13 protein-coding genes are annotated in these 18662 nt (G+C 62.5%); 2 read left to right on the top strand and 11 right to left on the bottom strand.

Annotation, left to right across the window (positions count from 1 at the left end; genetic code table 11):
* Positions 1-41 precede the first annotated feature (41 nt).
* The 6 genes from scpB to MUU55_RS00305 all read right to left on the bottom strand — a co-directional run bounded on the left by scpB (position 42) and on the right by MUU55_RS00305 (position 8923).
* On the bottom strand, positions 42-740 hold the full coding sequence (gene scpB, locus MUU55_RS00330) for an SMC-Scp complex subunit ScpB (protein ID WP_244758790.1): 699 nt from the start codon (positions 738-740) through the stop codon (positions 42-44).
* Complete coding sequence (locus MUU55_RS00325; RefSeq protein WP_244759832.1) at positions 733-1548, bottom strand: segregation and condensation protein A; 816 nt, start codon at positions 1546-1548, stop codon at positions 733-735. Before MUU55_RS00325 ends, scpB begins: the two co-directional genes overlap by 8 nt.
* Before the next feature lie 75 nt (positions 1549-1623).
* Positions 1624-2643 carry a beta-N-acetylhexosaminidase gene (nagZ, locus tag MUU55_RS00320; protein ID WP_244758789.1) on the bottom strand — a complete coding sequence of 340 codons (1020 nt, stop codon included), beginning with the start codon at positions 2641-2643 and terminating at the stop codon, positions 1624-1626.
* Positions 2644-2730: 87 nt separating this feature from the next.
* Positions 2731-5811 (bottom strand): SPOR domain-containing protein, encoded by a 3081-nt coding sequence (locus tag MUU55_RS00315; RefSeq protein ID WP_244758788.1) that lies wholly within the window; start codon positions 5809-5811, stop codon positions 2731-2733.
* Positions 5812-5874: 63 nt separating this feature from the next.
* Positions 5875-7635, bottom strand: a complete 1761-nt coding sequence (gene argS / locus MUU55_RS00310) for an arginine--tRNA ligase (RefSeq protein ID WP_244758787.1) — start codon at positions 7633-7635, stop codon at positions 5875-5877.
* Between the two features lie 67 nt (positions 7636-7702).
* Positions 7703-8923 carry a deoxyguanosinetriphosphate triphosphohydrolase gene (locus MUU55_RS00305; protein ID WP_244758786.1) on the bottom strand — a complete coding sequence of 407 codons (1221 nt, stop codon included), beginning with the start codon at positions 8921-8923 and terminating at the stop codon, positions 7703-7705.
* A 219-nt stretch (positions 8924-9142) separates the two neighbouring features.
* Here MUU55_RS00305 and erpA point away from each other — a divergent pair, with 219 nt between their 5' ends.
* Both erpA and xth read left to right on the top strand, forming a co-directional pair.
* Positions 9143-9475, top strand: coding sequence for an iron-sulfur cluster insertion protein ErpA (gene erpA / locus MUU55_RS00300; protein ID WP_244758785.1), 333 nt, complete (start codon positions 9143-9145; stop codon positions 9473-9475).
* Positions 9476-9510: 35 nt separating this feature from the next.
* A complete protein-coding gene (gene xth / locus MUU55_RS00295) occupies positions 9511-10314 on the top strand; it encodes an exodeoxyribonuclease III (RefSeq protein ID WP_244759831.1) in 804 nt (267 codons plus the stop codon).
* A gap of 38 nt (positions 10315-10352) precedes the next feature.
* On the opposite strand, the gene exoR is transcribed toward xth, so the two are convergent.
* From exoR to MUU55_RS00270, 5 genes are all read right to left on the bottom strand, one after another.
* Complete coding sequence (gene exoR, locus MUU55_RS00290) at positions 10353-11156, bottom strand: exopolysaccharide production regulator ExoR (protein WP_244758784.1); 804 nt, start codon at positions 11154-11156, stop codon at positions 10353-10355.
* A 361-nt stretch (positions 11157-11517) separates the two neighbouring features.
* Positions 11518-12687 carry an OmpP1/FadL family transporter gene (locus tag MUU55_RS00285; RefSeq protein WP_244758783.1) on the bottom strand — a complete coding sequence of 390 codons (1170 nt, stop codon included), beginning with the start codon at positions 12685-12687 and terminating at the stop codon, positions 11518-11520.
* 343 nt (positions 12688-13030) lie between these two features.
* The gene (locus MUU55_RS00280; protein ID WP_244758782.1) at positions 13031-15958 is read right to left on the bottom strand and encodes a valine--tRNA ligase; all 2928 of its coding nucleotides are present in this window, start codon (positions 15956-15958) and stop codon (positions 13031-13033) included.
* Positions 15959-16094: 136 nt separating this feature from the next.
* Positions 16095-16916 carry a PopZ family protein gene (locus tag MUU55_RS00275; protein WP_244758781.1) on the bottom strand — a complete coding sequence of 274 codons (822 nt, stop codon included), beginning with the start codon at positions 16914-16916 and terminating at the stop codon, positions 16095-16097.
* A 162-nt stretch (positions 16917-17078) separates the two neighbouring features.
* Positions 17079-18461 carry a TolC family outer membrane protein gene (locus tag MUU55_RS00270; protein WP_244758780.1) on the bottom strand — a complete coding sequence of 461 codons (1383 nt, stop codon included), beginning with the start codon at positions 18459-18461 and terminating at the stop codon, positions 17079-17081.
* Positions 18462-18662: the final 201 nt, after the last annotated feature.

Genomic DNA, 18662 nt, shown 5'->3' with positions numbered 1-18662 from the left:
AGGTGCATCAGAAAGCCATGGGGCCGGCCGATAGGTTTCGCCTATTCGTCTTCTTTCCCGCCGGGTGTCAAGAGACCCAGTTCCTCAAGGTCGAGCTGGGTGATGGGATCCTCGTCCTCGGCCAGTTCGTCCTCACCGAGCGGCAGTGGTACCTGAAAATTGGAGGGAATGCGGCCGGAAAGAAGGCCGGCGCCCTTCAATTCTTCGAGACCGGGCAGGTCGCGCAGTTCCTCCAGTCCGAAATGGTCGAGGAAATCCCGCGTCGTGCCGAAGGTCACGGGGCGGCCCGGCGTGCGGCGGCGCCCGCGAAAACGCACCCAGCCTGCTTCCATCAGCACGTCGAGCGTGCCCTTCGAGGTCTGCACGCCTCTGATCTCCTCGATCTCGGCGCGCGTGACCGGCTGGTGGTAAGCGATGATCGACAGAACCTCGAGCGCGGCGCGCGACAATTTGCGCACCTCCGTCTCGTCGGTGCGGATGACGAAGGACAGGTCCGGCGCCGTGCGAAAGGCCCAGCCGTCATCAACCTGCACCAGGTTGACGCCGCGCCCGGCATAGAGGCCCTTCAGTTCACGCAGCACATGCAATACGTCCACACCGCGCGGCAGGCGCTCGGCGATATAGTTCTGCGAGACCGGGCCGGCGGAGGCAAAGACCAGGGCTTCGGCGATGCGTGCGGCCTCATGCAGCCGGCGCGGATCGACGATCGTGCCGCCCTCCGGTACATCCTCATCAGCCATTTTTCGTACCCTCCTCGTCGTCGCCCTCAGTTTTGGGGCCGCGGCGCAGATAGATCGGCTGGAACACGCCATCCTGGCGAAGCTCCAGGCGCCCTTCCCGCACGAGCTCCAGCGTCGCTGCGAAGGCGCTGGCGATCGCCGTGGTGCGCTCGGCCGGATCGGTCAGGTAGCGCAGCATGAAATGGTCGAGCGCCGTCCAGTCGTCGTCCGCAAAGCCGCCCACCAGCAGCGACAGGATTTCGCGCGCGTCGGACAGCGACCAGACATTGCGCTTCTCGATCGTTACCTGAGTGATCGCATGGCGCTGGCGCAGCGATGCATAGGCGTTGAGCAGGTCATAGAGCGAGGCTTCGAAGGCGGAGCGCCGTTCGGTCGGGATATGCTCCGGCATGCCGCGGGCGAAGACGTCGCGGCCGAGGCGATTGCGGTTGACGAGCCGTGTCGCCGCATCGCGCATGGCCTCCAGCCGCTTCAGCCGGAACGCCAGGCTTGCCGCCATTTCCTCGCCGGTGGGACCATCGTCCTTGGCCTGCTTGGGAATCAGCAGGCGGGATTTGAGATAGGCGAGCCACGCCGCCATGACGAGATAATCGGCGGCAAGCTCGATGCGGATTTTTCGCGCCTTGTCGATGAAGGCGAGATACTGTTCGGCAAGCGCCAGCACGGAAATGCGGGTGAGGTCCACCTTCTGCGTGCGGGCGAGATGCAGTAACAGGTCGAGCGGGCCTTCGAAGCCGGCGAGATCGACGACGAGGCTCTCTTCCGAAAGCCCCCGCTCTTCGCCGCCCTCCTGCCACAGGTCCTCCATCGGCGCATCCGCGCCGCGGCCATTCTTCTGCGACTTGCTTCCCGGTCCTGGCACGAGCATCCTTTGCGGAGCCGCTCAGGACACCGCGATCATTGCATTGAACTCTTCGCGCATCGCCTGTTCGTCCGCCGCATCGGGCGCCGTGAAGGCTGCACGCACCGCCTTGGCGCGCCGCAGGCTTTCTCCGGTCAGCGGCGGCGCGTTTTCGGTCACCATGATCATTTCGTCCATGATGCCATGGCAATGCAACACCATGTCGAGGCCGGCGGCGATGATTCCCCGGGTTCTTTCGGCAATATCGCCCTTCAGCGCGTTCATCGACACGTCGTCGGACATCAGCAGGCCATCGAAGCCCATATGGCCGCGGATGATCTCGCGCACCACCTTGGCCGAGGTCGTCGCCGGATTGTCGGCATCGATGGCGGTGAAGACGATATGGGCGGACATCGCCATCAGTTCGTCCTTCATGCGGCGGAAGGGCACGAAGTCGCAGGCGTCGAGCTCTTCGCGGCTGGCATGCACCACCGGCAGGTCATGATGGGAATCGACCATGGTGCGACCATGGCCCGGCATATGCTTCATGATCGGCAGCAGGCCGCCGGCCTTAAGGCCCTCGGCCGCCGCCTTGCCCATGGCCGAGACGATCTCCGGCTCCTGGCCATAGGCACGGTTGCCGATGACGTCGTGCACGCCGGGCACGGCGACATCCAGCACCGGCAGGCAATCGACATTGATGCCGAGGCGATAGAGATCGAAGGCATGCAGGCGCGACATGAGCCACGCGGCGCGCAGGCCCTTTTCCGCATCCGCGCGGTAGATGGCGCCGAGAGCGGCGGCATTCGGATATTGCTGGACATGCGGCGGCTTGATGCGCTGGACGCGACCGCCTTCCTGGTCGATCAGCACGGGGATGTCGCTGCCGCCGCCGATGCAGTCACGCATTTCCGCCGTCAGGTCCGCGACCTGGGAGGGCTCGCCTATATTGCGGCCGAACAGGATGAAGCCCCAGGGCCGCTCGCTGCGGAAGAAGGCCTTTTCGTCTTCGGTGAGGCTCAGGCCCTTGCAGCCCGAAATGAAGGATTTCGATTCGCTCATATCGGCAATCTCGGATGTTTGCGTTGGATGGGCAAAAAGAAAGGCGCGGAACTCGTCCCGCGCCTTCCCAAAAATCTGGTCTCGACCTCAGCGCGTGACGAGGCAGCTGCCGCCCGCGCCCTTATAGCGGCTGCACAGTGCGTTTGCTTCCTCACGCGAGCCGGCCGGGATGCGAATGCGGAAGAACGTGCCCTTGTTGGGGATTTCCGCCTTCTTGATATCCACGCCGCGACCGCCGATGACACTGCCGAATTTCGCCGACAGGTTCTTGTAGGTCTTCTGCGCGTCCGCTTCAGACGGCACCGAGGCGATCTGGATGACGTAGCTGCCGGGTGCAACCGCAGCAACCTGCGTCTGTTCAGCCGTCTGCTCGGTCTGCGTCGCCGATGCGGTCTGCGTGCCGGCAACATTGCCGTTTTCCGTGACGGTGCCGACGACCTTGACCGGCTGATCGACCGGGCGAGTGACCGGAACCGGCGCCTTGCCGTCGGTGGTGCCTTCGGCCGTCGCGCCGATCGTCGTCGTCTTGACGGTACGAACAGGTGCGGTGTCGTCGACTTCAGCGGTCGCCACTTCGGCGAGCGCCGAGCGGGGCTGACCGTCCGTCGCCTGCTGTTCAGAACGCAGCGAGGCGTCGGCGTCGAGCGTGGCATTGGCCGTCGCGGCAGCCTCGCCGGAGGCGACGGCGGTCGTCGCGGTCGCCTTGGCATCGAGGCCTGCGGTCTCCGACGCCGGCTCGCTCACGATGTCCTCGCGGGCGACGAGCGTGCCATCCGGCTTGACGATCATCGTCTTGACCTTGCGCGGCGAGACCAGCGGCTTGCCGTCGGCCGTCGCCGTTTCAGGTTCATCGACGCCCGGCAGCAGGCGGTTGTCGTCTTCGGCCGTCGCCGGCGTGTCGATACCGTCATCCGGCAGCGTTTCCGGCGTCAGCGTGCGCTGCACCACGTCAACCGGCTCTTCCGTGGACGTGACGAGCTGTTCCTGCTGCGGCGTGTTCGCAGTGTCGCCGGCAACGCGGTCGTAGACGGCCTTGTCCTGGTTCGGGACGGTCTTGCCACCCTTTTCCTCAGGCACGACCTTGATCGGATCCTTGTCGGCGAGGATGACGCGCGGCTCGCCGGAAGCGGCGGTGCCGCCCATGAAAGTGCTCCACGCATAGGCACCGCCGCCGCCAACGAGCAGCAGTCCCGCGATGGAAGCAGCGATCAGAAGGCCGCGGCGCGGGCGCGACTGCTCGTCGTCATAGCCGTCGCCGCCATAGAGCTGCGTCGCCTGGCCCGGATCGACCGGGATTGCCATGCGCTCGGGCTGACTCAGCGAACGACGGAAATCCTCTTCCAGCGCCCGTTCGAAATCATCGACATCGTTCATCTGCGCGACCGGCTGGGCCACGGTGGCCGCGACAACCGCACCGGCGGCAACGCCCGCCTGCAGACCTTCGTTGCGCGTCGGCTTGGCGACCGGCTCCGTGAAGAGCTGCGCCATCTCGGCGTCGATATCGAATTCGTAGTCCGGCTGGACGACGGGCGGCTTTTCCTTCTCGATGACCGGGAGCTGCGGCACGTCGAGCTCTGTGACCGGGGAAACACCGGTGTCGGTGTCGGCGATCATCGTCGGATCGAACGGCAGCGAGCCGTCGGCCATTTCGGCCACCACCGGCTGCGGGGTCGCCGTATAGGTCGAAACGGGAACCGCGACAGCCGGTTCGCGGCGAACAGGCGTCTGCACCTCGACCGGCTTGACCTCAGCAGGCTTCACTTCCGCTTTGGCCGGCAGGTCGTCCAGCACGATGTCGGAAAGGTCGAGTTCGATATCGGAGAGATCAAACTCCATCGATTCGAAGTCGATCTCCGGCTCGGCGGCAGCAGCCGCCGCAGGCACCACAACGGGCTCCTGACGAACTTCGACGACCGGCGCAGGCTCCACCCTGGCAACCGGCGCCTTCACCGGCTCGGCGACGGACGTGTTGAGGACAGGTTCGCGATGATGCGCGGTCGGCGTCGCACGACGGCTGAAGATCGAGGCGATGTTTGCGGGATTGCGGGATTCACCGGAGATGCGCGTGCGGGTCTCGGGAACGGGGTAGCGTTCCACATCGGCCAGCAATGCGTCGCGGTCGTGAGCGACCGCCTCAACGGATTCGACGCGATACTCGGGCGCCGCATCGAAGACCGGCTCTTCCGCCTGCCACTGGCTTTCCACCACGGCGGCAGCCCGGGCACGCTCCTCGCGGCCGTCGAAGGCAAGGTCGGCAACGAAGTGCGGCTCATCCGCGACATAAGCCGCCTCGGCCTGGAACGGTTCGGCCGCAACCTCTACAGGCAACAGTTCCTGAAAGACCGGATCGCCACTGCTCTCCACGGCCTCAGCGACCACCAGCTGCGGCTCGACGAAAGACGCCTCGGCGACGGCGCTCTCGCTGGCAACGAGATCGTCGGCGAAACCGTCGCCGATCGAAAGCTCCAGCTCGCGCTCCAGATCAAGGCTCAGAGCGTCGAGCTGGTTCTCATCGGCGACCACCGGCTGAAAGCCGAGAAATTCCGGTTGACGATCCTGAGAGCCCGCACGGTCGGCAGACATCACATCAACGGCCGGCTCTTGGCGAACAGGGGTTTCGAAACGTGGCTCGAAGCGGTCGGCAAACTGGCGGCCGGCGTGAACCACCGGCTCGCTCTCGACGACGGGCACCTCGTTGACGGTCGCCTCCAGCTCATCGGCAAGCAGCAGCGACGGATCGGATTCAAGGGCCGGCTCAACATCGACATTTTCGGAGAAGGCCGGCTCACGCAAATCGGCATCCACGACCGCGTCGTGGCGCATCGGAGCGTCATCGATGACAGCCAACGGATCCTCGGCGACCGGCACAGGCTCCTCGAAAACGGGCTCGACAGCGTGGGTCGCGGACTTTTCGGCAGCGACCGGCTGGACGGCAACGCGGCTCGGCGCATCGTACTGCTCGAAGGCCCGCAACAGCTCGTCTTCGAGCGCCAGGACGGGATTTTCCCGCCGTGGCACAATATCGAGAGGCTCCGAGTAAGACTTGGCCACATCCTTGACCGGACGCGGCTCGTAGCCGACGAGGCGGGCGAGCTCGCTCAACGGATCATCATCCGCCAAGAGATCCGTGTCCGCCGTTCCGCTTCGCGCGAAGTTCTTGTCTGCCATACTGCTTCCCACTCACAAGCTACAAAGTCGCATTTGCCAGCTTATTGTGGGCAAATGGTGACGTTATCGCATCTCGTCCGGAGCGGCCGTGCCTGTAATGGCAAGGCCCGACTTAAGAACGGAGGCAACCGCGTGCACCAGCCCAAGTCTGGCGATACTCAATTCTCTATTTTTATCGTTAACAAACCGTAATTCCGGCTGTTCTTTGCCCTTGTTCCAATGCGAATGGAACGCACTGGCAAGATCATAGAGATAAAATGCGATGCGATGCGGCTCCTGCGCCAGTGAAGCAGCCTCGATGACACGCGGATATTCTGCGAGCTTGGCAAGAAGCTGAAGCTCGCTTGCATCGACGATGTTGTCCTTGATCGTGGCGGCAAGATCGAGCGAGGCGATGTCCAAGTCGGGAAACGCCTCCGCCGCCTGGCGGAACACCGACATGCAGCGTGCATGGGCATACTGCACGTAGAAGACCGGATTGTCCTTGGACTGCTCCGTCACTTTGGCAAAGTCGAAGTCGAGCGGCTCGCTGTTCTTGCGGTAGAGCATCATGAAGCGAACCGGGTCGCGGCCGACTTCTTCGACGACGTCCCGCAGCGTGACGAAGTCACCCGAGCGCTTCGACATCTTCACAGGCTCGCCATCGCGGAACAGCTTGACCAGCTGGCAGAGCAGCACCGTCAGCTTCGCCTTGCCTTCCGACACGGCCCGCGCGACAGCTTCGAGGCGCTTGACGTAACCGCCATGGTCAGCGCCGAGCACGTAGATCATCTCGTCGAAGCCGCGATCGTACTTGTCCTTGAAGTAGGCGACGTCGGCCGCGAAATAGGTGTAGGAGCCATCAGACTTGATCAGCGGGCGGTCGATGTCGTCCCCCACTTCCGTCGAGCGGAACAGCGTCTGCTCACGGTCTTCCCAGTCTTCCGGCAGCTGGCCCTTCGGCGGCGGCAGCACGCCCTTGTAGACATGGCCCTTGAAGGTCAGGTCGTTGATGGCGGTACGGATCGGCGCACCGTTGCCGGCATGCAGCGACCGCTCGGAGAAGAACACGTCGTGCTTGACGTTGAGCGCGGCTAGATCCTCGCGGATCATCGCCATCATCATCTCGATCGTCTTTTCCTTGACGATCGGCATCCACTGCGCTTCCGACATGGCGCGCAGGGTCGTGCCGCGTTCGGCGGCAAGCGCCTCACCGACTGGGACGAGATAGTCACCCGGATAGAGACCGGCGGGGATTTCGCCGATCGTCTCGCCCAGCGCTTCGCGGTAGCGCAGGAAGGCGGACTTGGCCAGCACGTCGATCTGCGAGCCGGCGTCGTTGATGTAGTATTCCTTCGTCACCGCATAACCGGCAAAGGCCAGCAGATTGGCGAGCGCATCGCCCACCACGGCGCCGCGGCAATGGCCAACATGCATCGGGCCGGTCGGATTGGCGGAGACATATTCGACATTGACCTTGCGGCCGGCGCCGAGCGAGCCGCGGCCATAATCCGTGCCTTCGGAAACGATAGCCGCCAGCAGCTTCTGCCAGTAGGACACCGACAGGCGCACATTAATGAAGCCCGGGCCGGCAACGCTGACATCGGTAACTTCCGGATCGTTCCGGAGTTCCGCGACGATGAGATCGGCGAGTGCACGCGGATTGAGGCCGAGCGGCTTGGCGAGAACCATCGCAGCATTGGTCGCAACGTCGCCATGGCTGGCATCGCGCGGAGGCTCGACACTGATGCGGCCGAAATCGACATCGGCGCGCTTTTCGCGCACGATCTCAAGTCCTTCGAGTACGTTTTTGATTCTGTTATCGAAGTCTGTAAAAAGGTTCATCTCATCCATCCGCTCGCAGCGGCCGTTTCATGGCACATCCTGCGAAGTAGTTCGGTTCGGCGGGTGACTATCGCAAATCCGGGGTGTGGTCAAACAGCCGCCGATGCGTGCTGATGGCGTAATTGTCGGTCATTCCGGCGAGGTAATCGCCGACATGGCGGGCCCGCGCCGATTCCGGCATGCTGGCGATCCGGTCCACCCAATAGTGGCCCTGCATGAGCTGAGGCTCATCCATGTAGGCGTGATAGAGATCCGTCAGGATCGAGGCGGCATTGGCGCGCACGCGCATGACTTCGGGGTGGCGATAGATGCGCGAGAACAGGAGTTTCTTGATCTGCTTGTCGGTCACCGACATGTCCTCGGTGAACGTCGCAAGGCAGCGACGGGCCTTGCGCACGTCCTCCGCGCTTTCCGGCCGCTCCTCGCGGATCGCCGCCTGGGCATAGCCGATCACGTCCTCCACCATGCGGGTGATCTGGCGGCGCATGATCTCGTGGGTGAAACGCGGCGCTTCCAGGCCCGGATATCTGTCGGAGACGTCCCGCATGAGCCCGGCGAGGAACGGTACATCCTCCAGCATTTCGAACGTGAGATAACCGGAGCGCAAGCCGTCATCGATGTCATGGGTATTGTAGGCGATATCATCCGCGATCGCCGCAACCTGCGCCTCCAGGCTGGCGAAGCTGGCGATCTCCAGATCGTGCAGGGCGCAATATTCGAGGATCGGCCGCGGCACGTCCTCGCCATGGGTGCATTCGCCCGTCGGGCCGATCAGGGGGCCGTTGTGCTTGACAAGCCCCTCCAGGCTTTCCCAGGTCAGGTTCAGCCCGTCGAATTCGGCATAACGCCGCTCCAGCTTGGTGACGATGCGCAGCGACTGGGCATTGTGATCGAAGCCGCCGAAGGGCTTCAGCACCTCGTGCAACGCGTCTTCGCCGGTGTGGCCGAAGGGTGTATGGCCGAAATCATGCACGAGCGCGACGCCCTCGGCGAGGTCCTCGTCGAGCTTCAGGGCGCGCGCCAGCGCACGGGCGATCTGCGCCACTTCGATCGTATGGGTCAGGCGCGTGCGATAGTGATCGCCATCGGCGGCGATGAAGACCTGAGTCTTGTGCTTGAGGCGCCGGAAGGCGGTCGTGTGCACGATGCGGTCGCGGTCGCGCTGGAAGTCCGATCGGGTCGGACTTTCGCTTTCGGCATGAAGCCGTCCACGTGTCGCCCAGGGGTCGGAGGCGTAGATTGCGCGCTGCCCGGCGCCAAACCCGAGCGCATGTCTGTCAAAGGTCATTCGTCACCTGCATTCACGCCGCCCATTGACGCGGCCGCAATGCCTTCATACCTATAGTGTGCACAGCGGCAAGTCCGGCTGCAAGAGAAGCTTGAAAAACAAACCTTTTCATGAGGTTGTCTAAACAGCTTACAGCAGCGGGATGCAAAGCGGCCTGACCGCCGCAGTCCGCGCAAGGAAGCGATTCTCTCCGGATCTTGACCCCGGCAGGAGGCAGACATGACCGACAAGTCCGTTACCATCTCCGATGCCGCCGCCCGGCGCATCGCCTCTATTCTCGGCGCAGCCCCCGAAAAACAGGCGCTTCGCGTCTCGGTGGAAGGCGGCGGGTGTTCCGGCTTCTCCTACAAGTTCGATCTCGTCGAGGACCAGCAGGACGATGACATCGTCCTCGAAAAGGACAATGCAAAGGTCCTGATCGACCAGCTCTCCCTCGTCTATATGGATGGTTCGGAGATCGATTTCATCGACAACCTGCTCGGCCAGTCTTTCCAGATCCGGAACCCGAATGCCGTCGCGAGCTGCGGCTGCGGCACAAGCTTCTCGATCTGATTCTCCTCAAAACCGAAACGGACCCCCGCATGCCGATCAAGATTGCCACCTGGAACATCAACGGCGTGCGGGCGCGCATCGACAATCTGGTCGCGTGGCTGAAAGAGTCGAACCCCGATATCGTCGGTCTGCAGGAAATCAAGACGGTCGACGAGGGTTTTCCGCGCGCAGAGATCGAGGCGCTCGGCTATCACATCGAGACACATGGCCAGAAGGGCTTCAACGGTGTCGCCCTGCTCTCGAAGTTTCGCCCGGACGAAGTCAATCGCGGGCTGCCTGGCGGCGATGGCGACGAACAGTCCCGTTTCATCGAAGGCGTCTTTTCCGTCGAGGGTGGTGCGATCCGCTTCTGCTGCCTCTATCTGCCGAACGGCAATCCGCCCGATGATCCGGTGAAGTACCCCTACAAGCTTTCCTGGATGGATCGCCTCGTCGCCTTTGCCGAGGACCGGCTGGCACTGGAGGAACCGTTTATCCTCGCCGGCGACTACAATGTCATTCCCGAGCCGCACGATTGCTGGGACGTAAAGGTCTGGGAGCGCGACGCGCTCTACCTGCCACCGACCCGCCAAGCGTTCCGTCGCCTCGAAAATCTCGGCCTGACCGATGCCGTGCGCGCATCGTCGGATGCGACACCGCTCTATACCTTCTGGGATTATCAGGCCGGTGCCTGGCCGAAGAACAACGGCATCCGCATCGATCATCTCATGCTGTCGGCCGAGGCTTCCGACCGCCTCGTCTCGACCGATGTCGAAAAGCATGTGCGCAATTGGGAAAAGCCGTCAGATCACGTGCCGGTCGTGGCCGTGCTCGACTACACCGCGTTGGCCACTACGTAGTCACGGGCGGCACGTCGCCCCCATCGCCTGCCGGATTTCTACTCGCCTGCGTTCGAGCGAATGTTCTTCGCGAGCGCCACGCCTTTGCGACGGTCTTCCTCGCTTGCCACGGAGAAGGCCTCTTCCTGCGTCGACTGAAGCCACGCGCAATCCTTCGGCGGGCAATGGTCGAGGGCTGCGGTCATAAAAGCAAGACCGCGGGCGGCGTCGCCTTCCTGGAAGATGATGTTGCCGAAAAGCCCCATCGCGCCGGCATGGCCATTGTTGCGCGCGCGATTCAGCCATTTCTTGGCCTGATGCACGCTGACGGAACCGCCCTCGCCTGAAAGCATCATGCGGCCGAGCTGGAACTGTGCTTCTGGAATACCGAAGGCCGAAGCCGCCTGGAAATAGAGCTGGCGAGCCTGTGACAGGTCGATCTTGACGGGACTGTCGGCAATGCCGCGGCGATAGTATCCGGCAAGCGCAATCAGCGCGTTGGCAAAATACCCGGTGTCTTCCGAGCCCGGTTCGACGCCGGCCTGGGCGATTTCGCTGTAGATCTTGAAAGCTTCGAGGTCATTTTCCGGCACGCCGTCGCCATCCGCATACATGTTGGCAAGTGCCCAGCGCGATCCGGTGTGGCCTTTTTCCGCCGCATAGCGATAGGCCTCGACGGCATCGCCCTTGCGGCCCTCCTTGTAGGAGAAGAAGCCGAACTTGAAGAGATCGAAGGGACCACTTTCCCGGCTGACGCCGGACTGCGTGTCAAATGCGAGGGCCTGGGACGCCATCCCGGAGGAAAGCGAAAGACAAAGGCCCATTACCAATAGTTTCATCGGCATCAACTCGGACTTCGGCATCGACTCTACAATTCCGCGCCAGGCCTTTCCATGTGCGCCAAACCGGGAATGCACGGCTCTCGTGCTGGTTTCCGGTTTTTCCGGCGGCAATGACATCGGCTGGCCCATCGTTTCCTTAAGCGCGGTTCCACGCGTTTACATGTCCGTATCGCTGCGCCCCGTTTGTGGCGGGAAATGGACATTTCGTCGCTTGCCTAGGGGTGTAGCAAACTCTGGAAAAAAATGTGTTGCGATTCCGTCACATATTTTCAGGCGTCGCTGTGATTTCCCCATGAGGCTGACGACAATGAAACGAAGTGTTAACCAAGAAAAAGGGCCCGGCGATGACACCGGGCCCTTTTTCACGATTCTGGTCCGACGATCAGAATTTGATGAGGTAGGAAACGCTCGCACCGTAGGCGAAGTCGCCATCGACAGTCGCGTTGAAATCCGCCAGCTCGCCGCCGGCATCGAACTTCTGCTCACCTGACGTCAGATAGCTGACCGCGCCGCCAAGACGGAACTCGCCCGGACCGGCCTTGATGGCCGTACCGAGACCGACCGTCCAGGTGTCCGTCATGATATCGGCGCCGGTGCCGACACCACGATCCCATGTCAGGCTGATCGCGCCGGACACGGTATCCGTAAAGGTGTGACCGATGCCGCCCATCACGGTCCAACCGTCACGGAACTTGAAGTTCTTCTTGAGATCGCCAAGCCCGGTGATGTTGTAGTTGAGCGTCGGCAGCACGCTCCAGTCCGTCCACTTGATCGAGCCGAAAGCAAGCCAGCCCGGCGCAATGCCGCTCTGGAGGCTCAGCTCGAGGGACTGCGGCAGACTGCCTGCGCCATAGGCCGGGAGTTCAAAACCTGCAGGAACGCCCAGGATCGGAGCGCCGGCAGAGCTGATGGTGAAAGCGCCATCACCCGAATGATCGATCTGCGACCGGTACATGATTTCGGCCCGCAGGGCGATATCCGGGATATCGTAGGCGGCGCCGAGGCGATAGCCGAGTTCGCTGCTGTCCTTCAGGCGCAGCGTGCCGTAGCGGGAAACTTCCTCATAGTCGAAGCTCTGCAGGAAGAGGCCGCCAAGCAGCCAAAGCCGACCGGTCTCGAGATTGAAGTTCGCGGCGCAGGTCAGGCCGTATTCATGCGTCTCGAAGCTCGCCTCGATTGTCGCATTGCCGATTCTCGAGGTGGCCGCGTCGGCCGCCTGTGCCTGAAGACCATAGGTCGAGGACGCGCCGAAGGGCTGGGTGTAGGTCGCCGCGCATGACAGATTGTCCGTCAGACGCACCTTGCCGGCGAGGCTCGGGATGAAATAATTGTTCGTGTAGTCGCCGTCAGTGCCCTCGATACCATTGACGGTATCGTATCCACGTTGCGGCGCGACGAAGGTCGTCTTCGCCCTGAAGGCGGCCGTACCATCCTCATAGAGGATATCCGTATCCGCTTCGCCGCGACTGAAGCCGCCTGCCTGTGCAGCTCCCGCGAAAGCCGCCAGTGCCGTGATGGTGATAACACCATTCTTGAAGATCGTTTTGATCATTCATATTCCCCCAATGTCACAACACGGCCTCTCCACCGCATGTCCGACACCGACTATCGAAGACGCACGCCGCCTTGGCAAACCCCACTTTTCGCCCGTGATTTCCAGTGTGCATCGCCAAAATTACGTAAGATTTTTCTGAAGCACCTCATCAAACCCGCCCACCGAAAAATATTTTCAAGATATCGGGAAAATTTGCGCAAAACAGAAATCCTATTCCATCATTGCGGCACCATGTCACATTTCCACCACAATAAGAATTTTGCAGCCGCTCGGCGAATAAAAAGCCGCGCTGGGGGTACCAGCGCGGCTTTGCAATCGTCTTCACACGCCATGCGTGGAATCAGCCAGCTTCACTGACCCTTGTCAGCGCCACGGCCAAGCTGGCGAGCTGCTGCTCGAGCTCCGCGAAACGCTCGCGTTCGGCTTCCACCACCTCGGGCTTGGCATTGGCGACGAACTTCTCGTTCGAAAGCTTGCCCTGGATACGGCCCGTTTCCACCTTCGCCTTCTCGATCGCCTTTTCAAGACGCGCCTTTTCGGCGCCGAGATCGATCAGGCTGCCGAGCGGCAGGCAGGCGGTCGCCTCGCCGACCACGATTTGCGCAGCGCCCTTCGGAGCCGTCGCTTCGAGGCCGATTTCAGACACCCGCGCGAGACGGCGGATCGCCTGATCGTGCGTTGCAAGCCGCGTCTGGGTCAGCGCATTCGCGCCGACCACGATCAGCGGTGCCGTGGCGCTCGGCGGCACGTTCATTTCTGCACGGACCGAACGAATGCCGGACACGAGGTCGATCAGCCAGTTGATCTCGTCGGCGGCAGCATCGTCACCGTAAGCGGGTGCCGGCCATTCGGCGTGGCAGATCAGGTTGTCGCGGCTCTGGCCCTCGCCCGCCGTATGCGCCCACAGTTCTTCCGTCATGAAGGGCATGAACGGGTGGAGGAGCTTATAGGTCTCTTCCAGAACGTAAGCCGCACAGGCCTGCGATTCCGCCTTGGCCGCCGCATCCTCACCGGAGAAGACCGGCTTCAGCAGTTCCAGATACCAGTCGCAGAACTGGTTCCAGATGAAGCGGTAGAGCGTGCCGGCCGCATCGTTGAAGCGATAGGTCTCTATCGCTTCGGTGACATCGCGCGCGGCGCGGGCCAGTTCCGTCAGGATCCAGCGGTTGATCGTCAGCGAGGCCGCTTCCGGAACGAATTTCGGATCGGAAGCGACGCCGTTCATCTCGGCAAAACGCGTTGCGTTCCACAGCTTGGTGCCGAAGTTGCGATAGCCGGCGATGCGGGCGGGGTCGAGCTTCACGTCGCGGCCCTGCGCGGCCATGATCGCCAGCGTGAAGCGCAGCGCATCCGCACCGTACTCATCGATCAGTTCGAGCGGATCGATGACGTTGCCCTTGGACTTCGACATCTTCTGCCCGTTCTTGTCGCGCACCAGGGCATGGACATAGACGGTGTGGAACGGTTCGACCGGATTGCCGAACTCGTCCTTCATGAAGTGCATGCCCATCATCATCATGCGGGCGACCCAGAAGAAGATGATGTCGAAGCCGGTGACCAGCACATCGGTCTGGTAGTATTTTGCAAGTTCCGGCGTCTTTTCCGGCCAGCCGAGCGTCGAGAACGGCCAGAGCGCGGAGGAAAACCACGTGTCGAGCACGTCCTCGTCGCGCGTCAGGATGTCGCCGGGTGCAAAATTCTCCAGCTTCTCCTCGACCCAGGCCTTCCAGGGGCCTTCATGAGCGATGTAGTGCTGGATGGCGGCGTGCAGCGCCTCTTCCTCGGTCTTTTCAACGAACACCTGACCATCCGGGCCGTACCAGGCCGGAATCTGGTGGCCCCACCAGAGCTGGCGCGAAATGCACCACGGCTCGATGTTTTCCATCCATTCGAAATAGGTCTTTTCCCAATTCTTCGGGACGAAGTTGGTGCGGCCCTCGCGAACCGACGCGATGGCGGGCTTGGCCAGCGTCTTGGCGTCGGCGAACCACTGGTCGGTCAGCATCGGCTCGATAACAACGCCGGAGCGGTCGCCGAACGGCTGCATGACCTTCTTGTTCTCGACATAGGGAATGTCGTTGCCTTCGGCATCCTTGACGGTGACGGCAAGGCCCTCGGCATTGATGGCATCGACGATGCGTTTGCGGGCCTCGTAGCGATCGAGGCCGCGATATTCATCGGGAACGAGGTTGATGTCATCAACCTCGGCTTCACCGGGAACATGGCCGGACTTCGCGATCTCGAGCGCCTGCGCGGCGTAGAACGCATAGGGCTCCCCGTCGGCGCGCATCGCAGCCTGCGTGTCCATCAGACGATAGAGCGGAATGTTGTTGCGCTTGGCCACCTGGTAGTCGTTGAAGTCGTGCGCGCCGGTGATCTTGACCGCACCCGAGCCGAAATCCTTCTCCGGATATTCGTCGGTGATGATCGGGATCAGGCGGCGGTGTTCCTTCGGGCCGACCGGAATTTCGCAAAGCTTGCCGACGATCGGCGCATAGCGCTCGTCGGTCGGATGAACGGCAACCGCGCCGTCGCCCAGCATCGTTTCCGGACGCGTGGTGGCGATCGAGATATAGTCGCGCTCTTCCTGGAAGGTGACGTTGCCGTCCGCGTCCTTCTCGACATAGGTATAGGTGGCCCCGTCGGCGAGCGGGTACTTGAAGTGCCACATATGGCCGTCGGCTTCCTTGTTCTCGACTTCGAGATCGGAAATCGCCGTTTCGAACTTCGGGTCCCAGTTGACGAGACGCTTGCCGCGATAGATCAGGCCTTCCTTGTACAAGGAGACGAAGACTTCGAGCACGGCTTCGGAGAGGCCCTCATCCATGGTGAAGCGTTCACGCGACCAGTCGCAGGACGCGCCGAGACGCCTCAGCTGGTTGAAGATCAGGCCGCCCGATTCTGCCTTCCACTCCCAGACCTTTTCGATGAAGGCCTCGCGGCCCATCTCGCGACGGTCCGGCAGCTTTTCGGCAGCGAGCTTGCGCTCGACGACCATCTGGGTCGCGATGCCGGCATGGTCCATGCCGGGCTGCCACAGCACGTCCTTGCCGCGCATGCGCTCGAAGCGGACCATGATGTCCTGCAGCGTATTGTTGAGCGCATGGCCCATATGCAGCGAACCCGTGACGTTCGGCGGCGGGATCACGATGGTGAAGGTTTCGGCGCCGGGCTTTGCGCCCTCGCCTGCGCGGAATGCATCCGCATCTTCCCACGTTTTGGCGATGCGCGGCTCGACCGCTGCGGAATCATAGGTTTTTTCAAGCATTTTCGTGCGTGGCCTGCTGTTTATCGGTTGGGTTTTGTAAACCGGATGGCCGGCATGGAGTCAACAATATCAGAAGAAAAGCCGCGCCGGGTGCCCGGCGCGGCTCAAACCTTCTTTTGAAGAATGGCGGCGTCGGTCAGCGGCGCGGGCCGCGCGCCACCCGTTCGATTTCCTCGCGCACCAGCCGTTCGACCAGCGTCGGCAGGTTGTCGTCGAGCCATTCCTGCAGCATCGGGCGCAGCATGTCTTCGGCGATCTCGTCAAAGGAGCGGCGCGGGCCGGCATCGACGGCCTCCGCCAATGCACCGAAGGACTGCGCAACACGCTCGCTGACGGCCGGCGACACGAGGGAAGCGATCTCACGGCCGACCGGGCTCTCCTCAAACACCTCGGTAACAGAATCCTGTACCGGCGCAGCGCGGGGCACGGCGGCTTCTACCACATCGGCAACCGGCTCGACGGTCTCGGCCACTGGAGCAAAGCGGCCCGCCGTGGCGGCGACACGCGCCGTGATCAGCGGATTTTCCTCGCGCGCTGCAACCTGCTGCACCGGCTCCGCCGAGAACGAATCGCGCTCCGCCGGCTCGCCGCGGTTGGCAGCGACATGGCGCTCGGAGGCGGCGCGAACACGGGCGGCGACATCGGCCAGCGACAATGCAGGCTGACCGGTAGCCTGCGCGGTGCCCAGTGACAGCGACGGCTGGCCGGCGGCCGGCGCGGGTTCGACACGCGCAATGGAATGAACCGGAGCAGAGCGGATTTCCTCGACGTGGAATTGCTCCACGACCGAGGGATGATCGAGAAGGCCAGCATCCCCTTCCGTCGAGATATCGAAACCTTCATCGTCCCGCGCATCTGCGGCGAAGTCCGGTTGAGCTTCGTTGTTCTCGATGATCTTGCGGATGGACGCCAGGATTTCATCCATGGACGGTTCACGCGCTACACTTGGCTGAGCCATTTCTATCCCCGTTCTCTGCGGCGTCCGCGGCATGGCATGCAAGGCCTGCCGGACATCCCGAAAACCCTAGGCGAGTTCGGCGGCGAACTAAATCGCCACGAATCATGTGTTAAGAGTGATGCACAGATTTGTTGACCCTGCCAAGAGCAAGGTCGCGGCCACTCAGTTGCTATCGACCGTGCGAAGGCCGAACCATTTGTCCTTGACCTTCTCGTAGTGACGCTCGGCGCGGTACTCGGTCACCTCCAGCCCCTGGCTGCGCACCGTCAACGCCCCCATGGCCGCAATCACGGAATAGCTGGCGACGACGGCATCACGCTGGGCCGAGACAAGGCTTTCCTTCGCATCGAGCACATTCTGCTGTGCGTTCAACACGTCGAGCGTCGTGCGCTGACCGACATTACGCTCCTCTACGACGCCGTTCAGCGCCATGTTGGCGGCATCGATCTGCTGACGGATTGCGCCGATGGCCGCGACCGACGCCTCGTATTGCGCATGGGCCGAAACAATGGTGCGCTGCACTTCCAGGCGCGCGGAATCGACGAGGATCTGTCGCTGGCCAAGCTGCTCCTTGGCCTGGCGGATCTGGCCGTATTCCGCCCCACCCTGATAGAGCGGAACCACGACACGGGCCGAGAGCGCGCCGGTCAGGTTGTCGGCCGGCCCTGCGTCGTTGTTCACGGACTTGTAGAGATCGCCTTGCAGCGAAACGCCCGGCAGCATCGTGCCTTCGGCGACCCGCACATTGTATCCGGCGGCATCGGCGCTGCGCATGGCCGAAAGGATGGTCGGATTTTCCTGGTAACCCATCGCGACTGCGGCATCGAGCGAGGAAGGCATCGCCTTCTTCGCCGCAGGAGGCTGCTTGATGCCCGACGGCGCAACGCCGACGATCTGCACATAGGCCGCCTCGCTCTGCTTGAGCTGGGAGACCGCCGCCGTCAGCAGCGCCTTGGCGGCCGCAAGCTCGGCCTCGGCGAGGCTGACGTCCGTTCGCGTGCCCTCCCCGACATCGAGGCGCGCGTTGGCGGCATTGAGCTGTTCGCGCAGGAAGGCGAGGTTCTGCTTGCGAATGGCGACGACCTGCTGGTCCCGGGCGATATTGGCGTAGGATTCTACAGCCGCCAGCAGGATGGAGATTTCGTTGGCGCGCAGTTGCTCGCGGCTTGCCAGAACGTTCAACTCCGCCGCCTTCACGCGGTTCAACGTCTGAAAACCGTCGAAAATCTGCTGTGTGACAGTGATGCCGTGGCTGGAGGTAAGCTGTTTGGTCTTGCGGTTGCCGAAAACCGGGCGCTTGTCCAGCTTGGTGCCGGTGACCTCGTATTCCGAGACCGCGCTGATCCGTGGGCGATAGCCGGCCTTGGCGATCGTCACGTTCTCGTCGATGGCACGCAACGCCGCGCGGGCGGCATTGAGGTCCGGATTGTTCTCGTAGGCCTTGGCCATCGCGCCGGCCAGCGTTTCGGCGGATACGCCCTGCGGCAGGACGAAGGCGACGGAAGCAAACGCAAAAGCAAGGGCGGTTCGACGAAGAATGGACACAGTACAAAACTCCGATCCTGGACCGACCCGCCACTGAGCCGCCGTTTGATACACTTTGAACATTCGCAGAAATCGCGGGCGATGTTCAGCAATGCGACAATCGTCCTGGACGGTCCGCGCACCGCTTGCAAATAGTGGCTTTAAGTTGCTTGGGAAACGGGGATCGCGCCAGTCCCCTCAGGTCATGCAACCACAATAGGA

Origin of the sequence: Shinella curvata (assembly GCF_022899935.1) — a bacterium.
GTDB classification, from domain to species: Bacteria; Pseudomonadota; Alphaproteobacteria; order Rhizobiales; family Rhizobiaceae; genus Shinella; species Shinella curvata.
This window is presented reverse-complemented; position numbering and strand designations above follow the sequence as displayed.

What these genes read in the sequence shown, in the direction of transcription:
- scpB (WP_244758790.1), bottom strand. Translation starts at nt 740, where the DNA reads ATGGCTGATGAGGATGTACCGGAGGGCGGCACGATCGTCGATCCGCGC.
- MUU55_RS00325 (WP_244759832.1), bottom strand. Translation starts at nt 1,548, where the DNA reads ATGGAGGACCTGTGGCAGGAGGGCGGCGAAGAGCGGGGGCTTTCGGAA.
- nagZ (WP_244758789.1), bottom strand. Translation starts at nt 2,643, where the DNA reads ATGAGCGAATCGAAATCCTTCATTTCGGGCTGCAAGGGCCTGAGCCTC.
- MUU55_RS00315 (WP_244758788.1), bottom strand. Translation starts at nt 5,811, where the DNA reads ATGGCAGACAAGAACTTCGCGCGAAGCGGAACGGCGGACACGGATCTC.
- argS (WP_244758787.1), bottom strand. Translation starts at nt 7,635, where the DNA reads ATGAACCTTTTTACAGACTTCGATAACAGAATCAAAAACGTACTCGAA.
- MUU55_RS00305 (WP_244758786.1), bottom strand. Translation starts at nt 8,923, where the DNA reads ATGACCTTTGACAGACATGCGCTCGGGTTTGGCGCCGGGCAGCGCGCA.
- erpA (WP_244758785.1), top strand. Translation starts at nt 9,143, where the DNA reads ATGACCGACAAGTCCGTTACCATCTCCGATGCCGCCGCCCGGCGCATC.
- exoR (WP_244758784.1), bottom strand. Translation starts at nt 11,156, where the DNA reads ATGCCGAAGTCCGAGTTGATGCCGATGAAACTATTGGTAATGGGCCTT.
- MUU55_RS00285 (WP_244758783.1), bottom strand. Translation starts at nt 12,687, where the DNA reads ATGATCAAAACGATCTTCAAGAATGGTGTTATCACCATCACGGCACTG.
- MUU55_RS00280 (WP_244758782.1), bottom strand. Translation starts at nt 15,958, where the DNA reads ATGCTTGAAAAAACCTATGATTCCGCAGCGGTCGAGCCGCGCATCGCC.
- MUU55_RS00275 (WP_244758781.1), bottom strand. Translation starts at nt 16,916, where the DNA reads ATGGCTCAGCCAAGTGTAGCGCGTGAACCGTCCATGGATGAAATCCTG.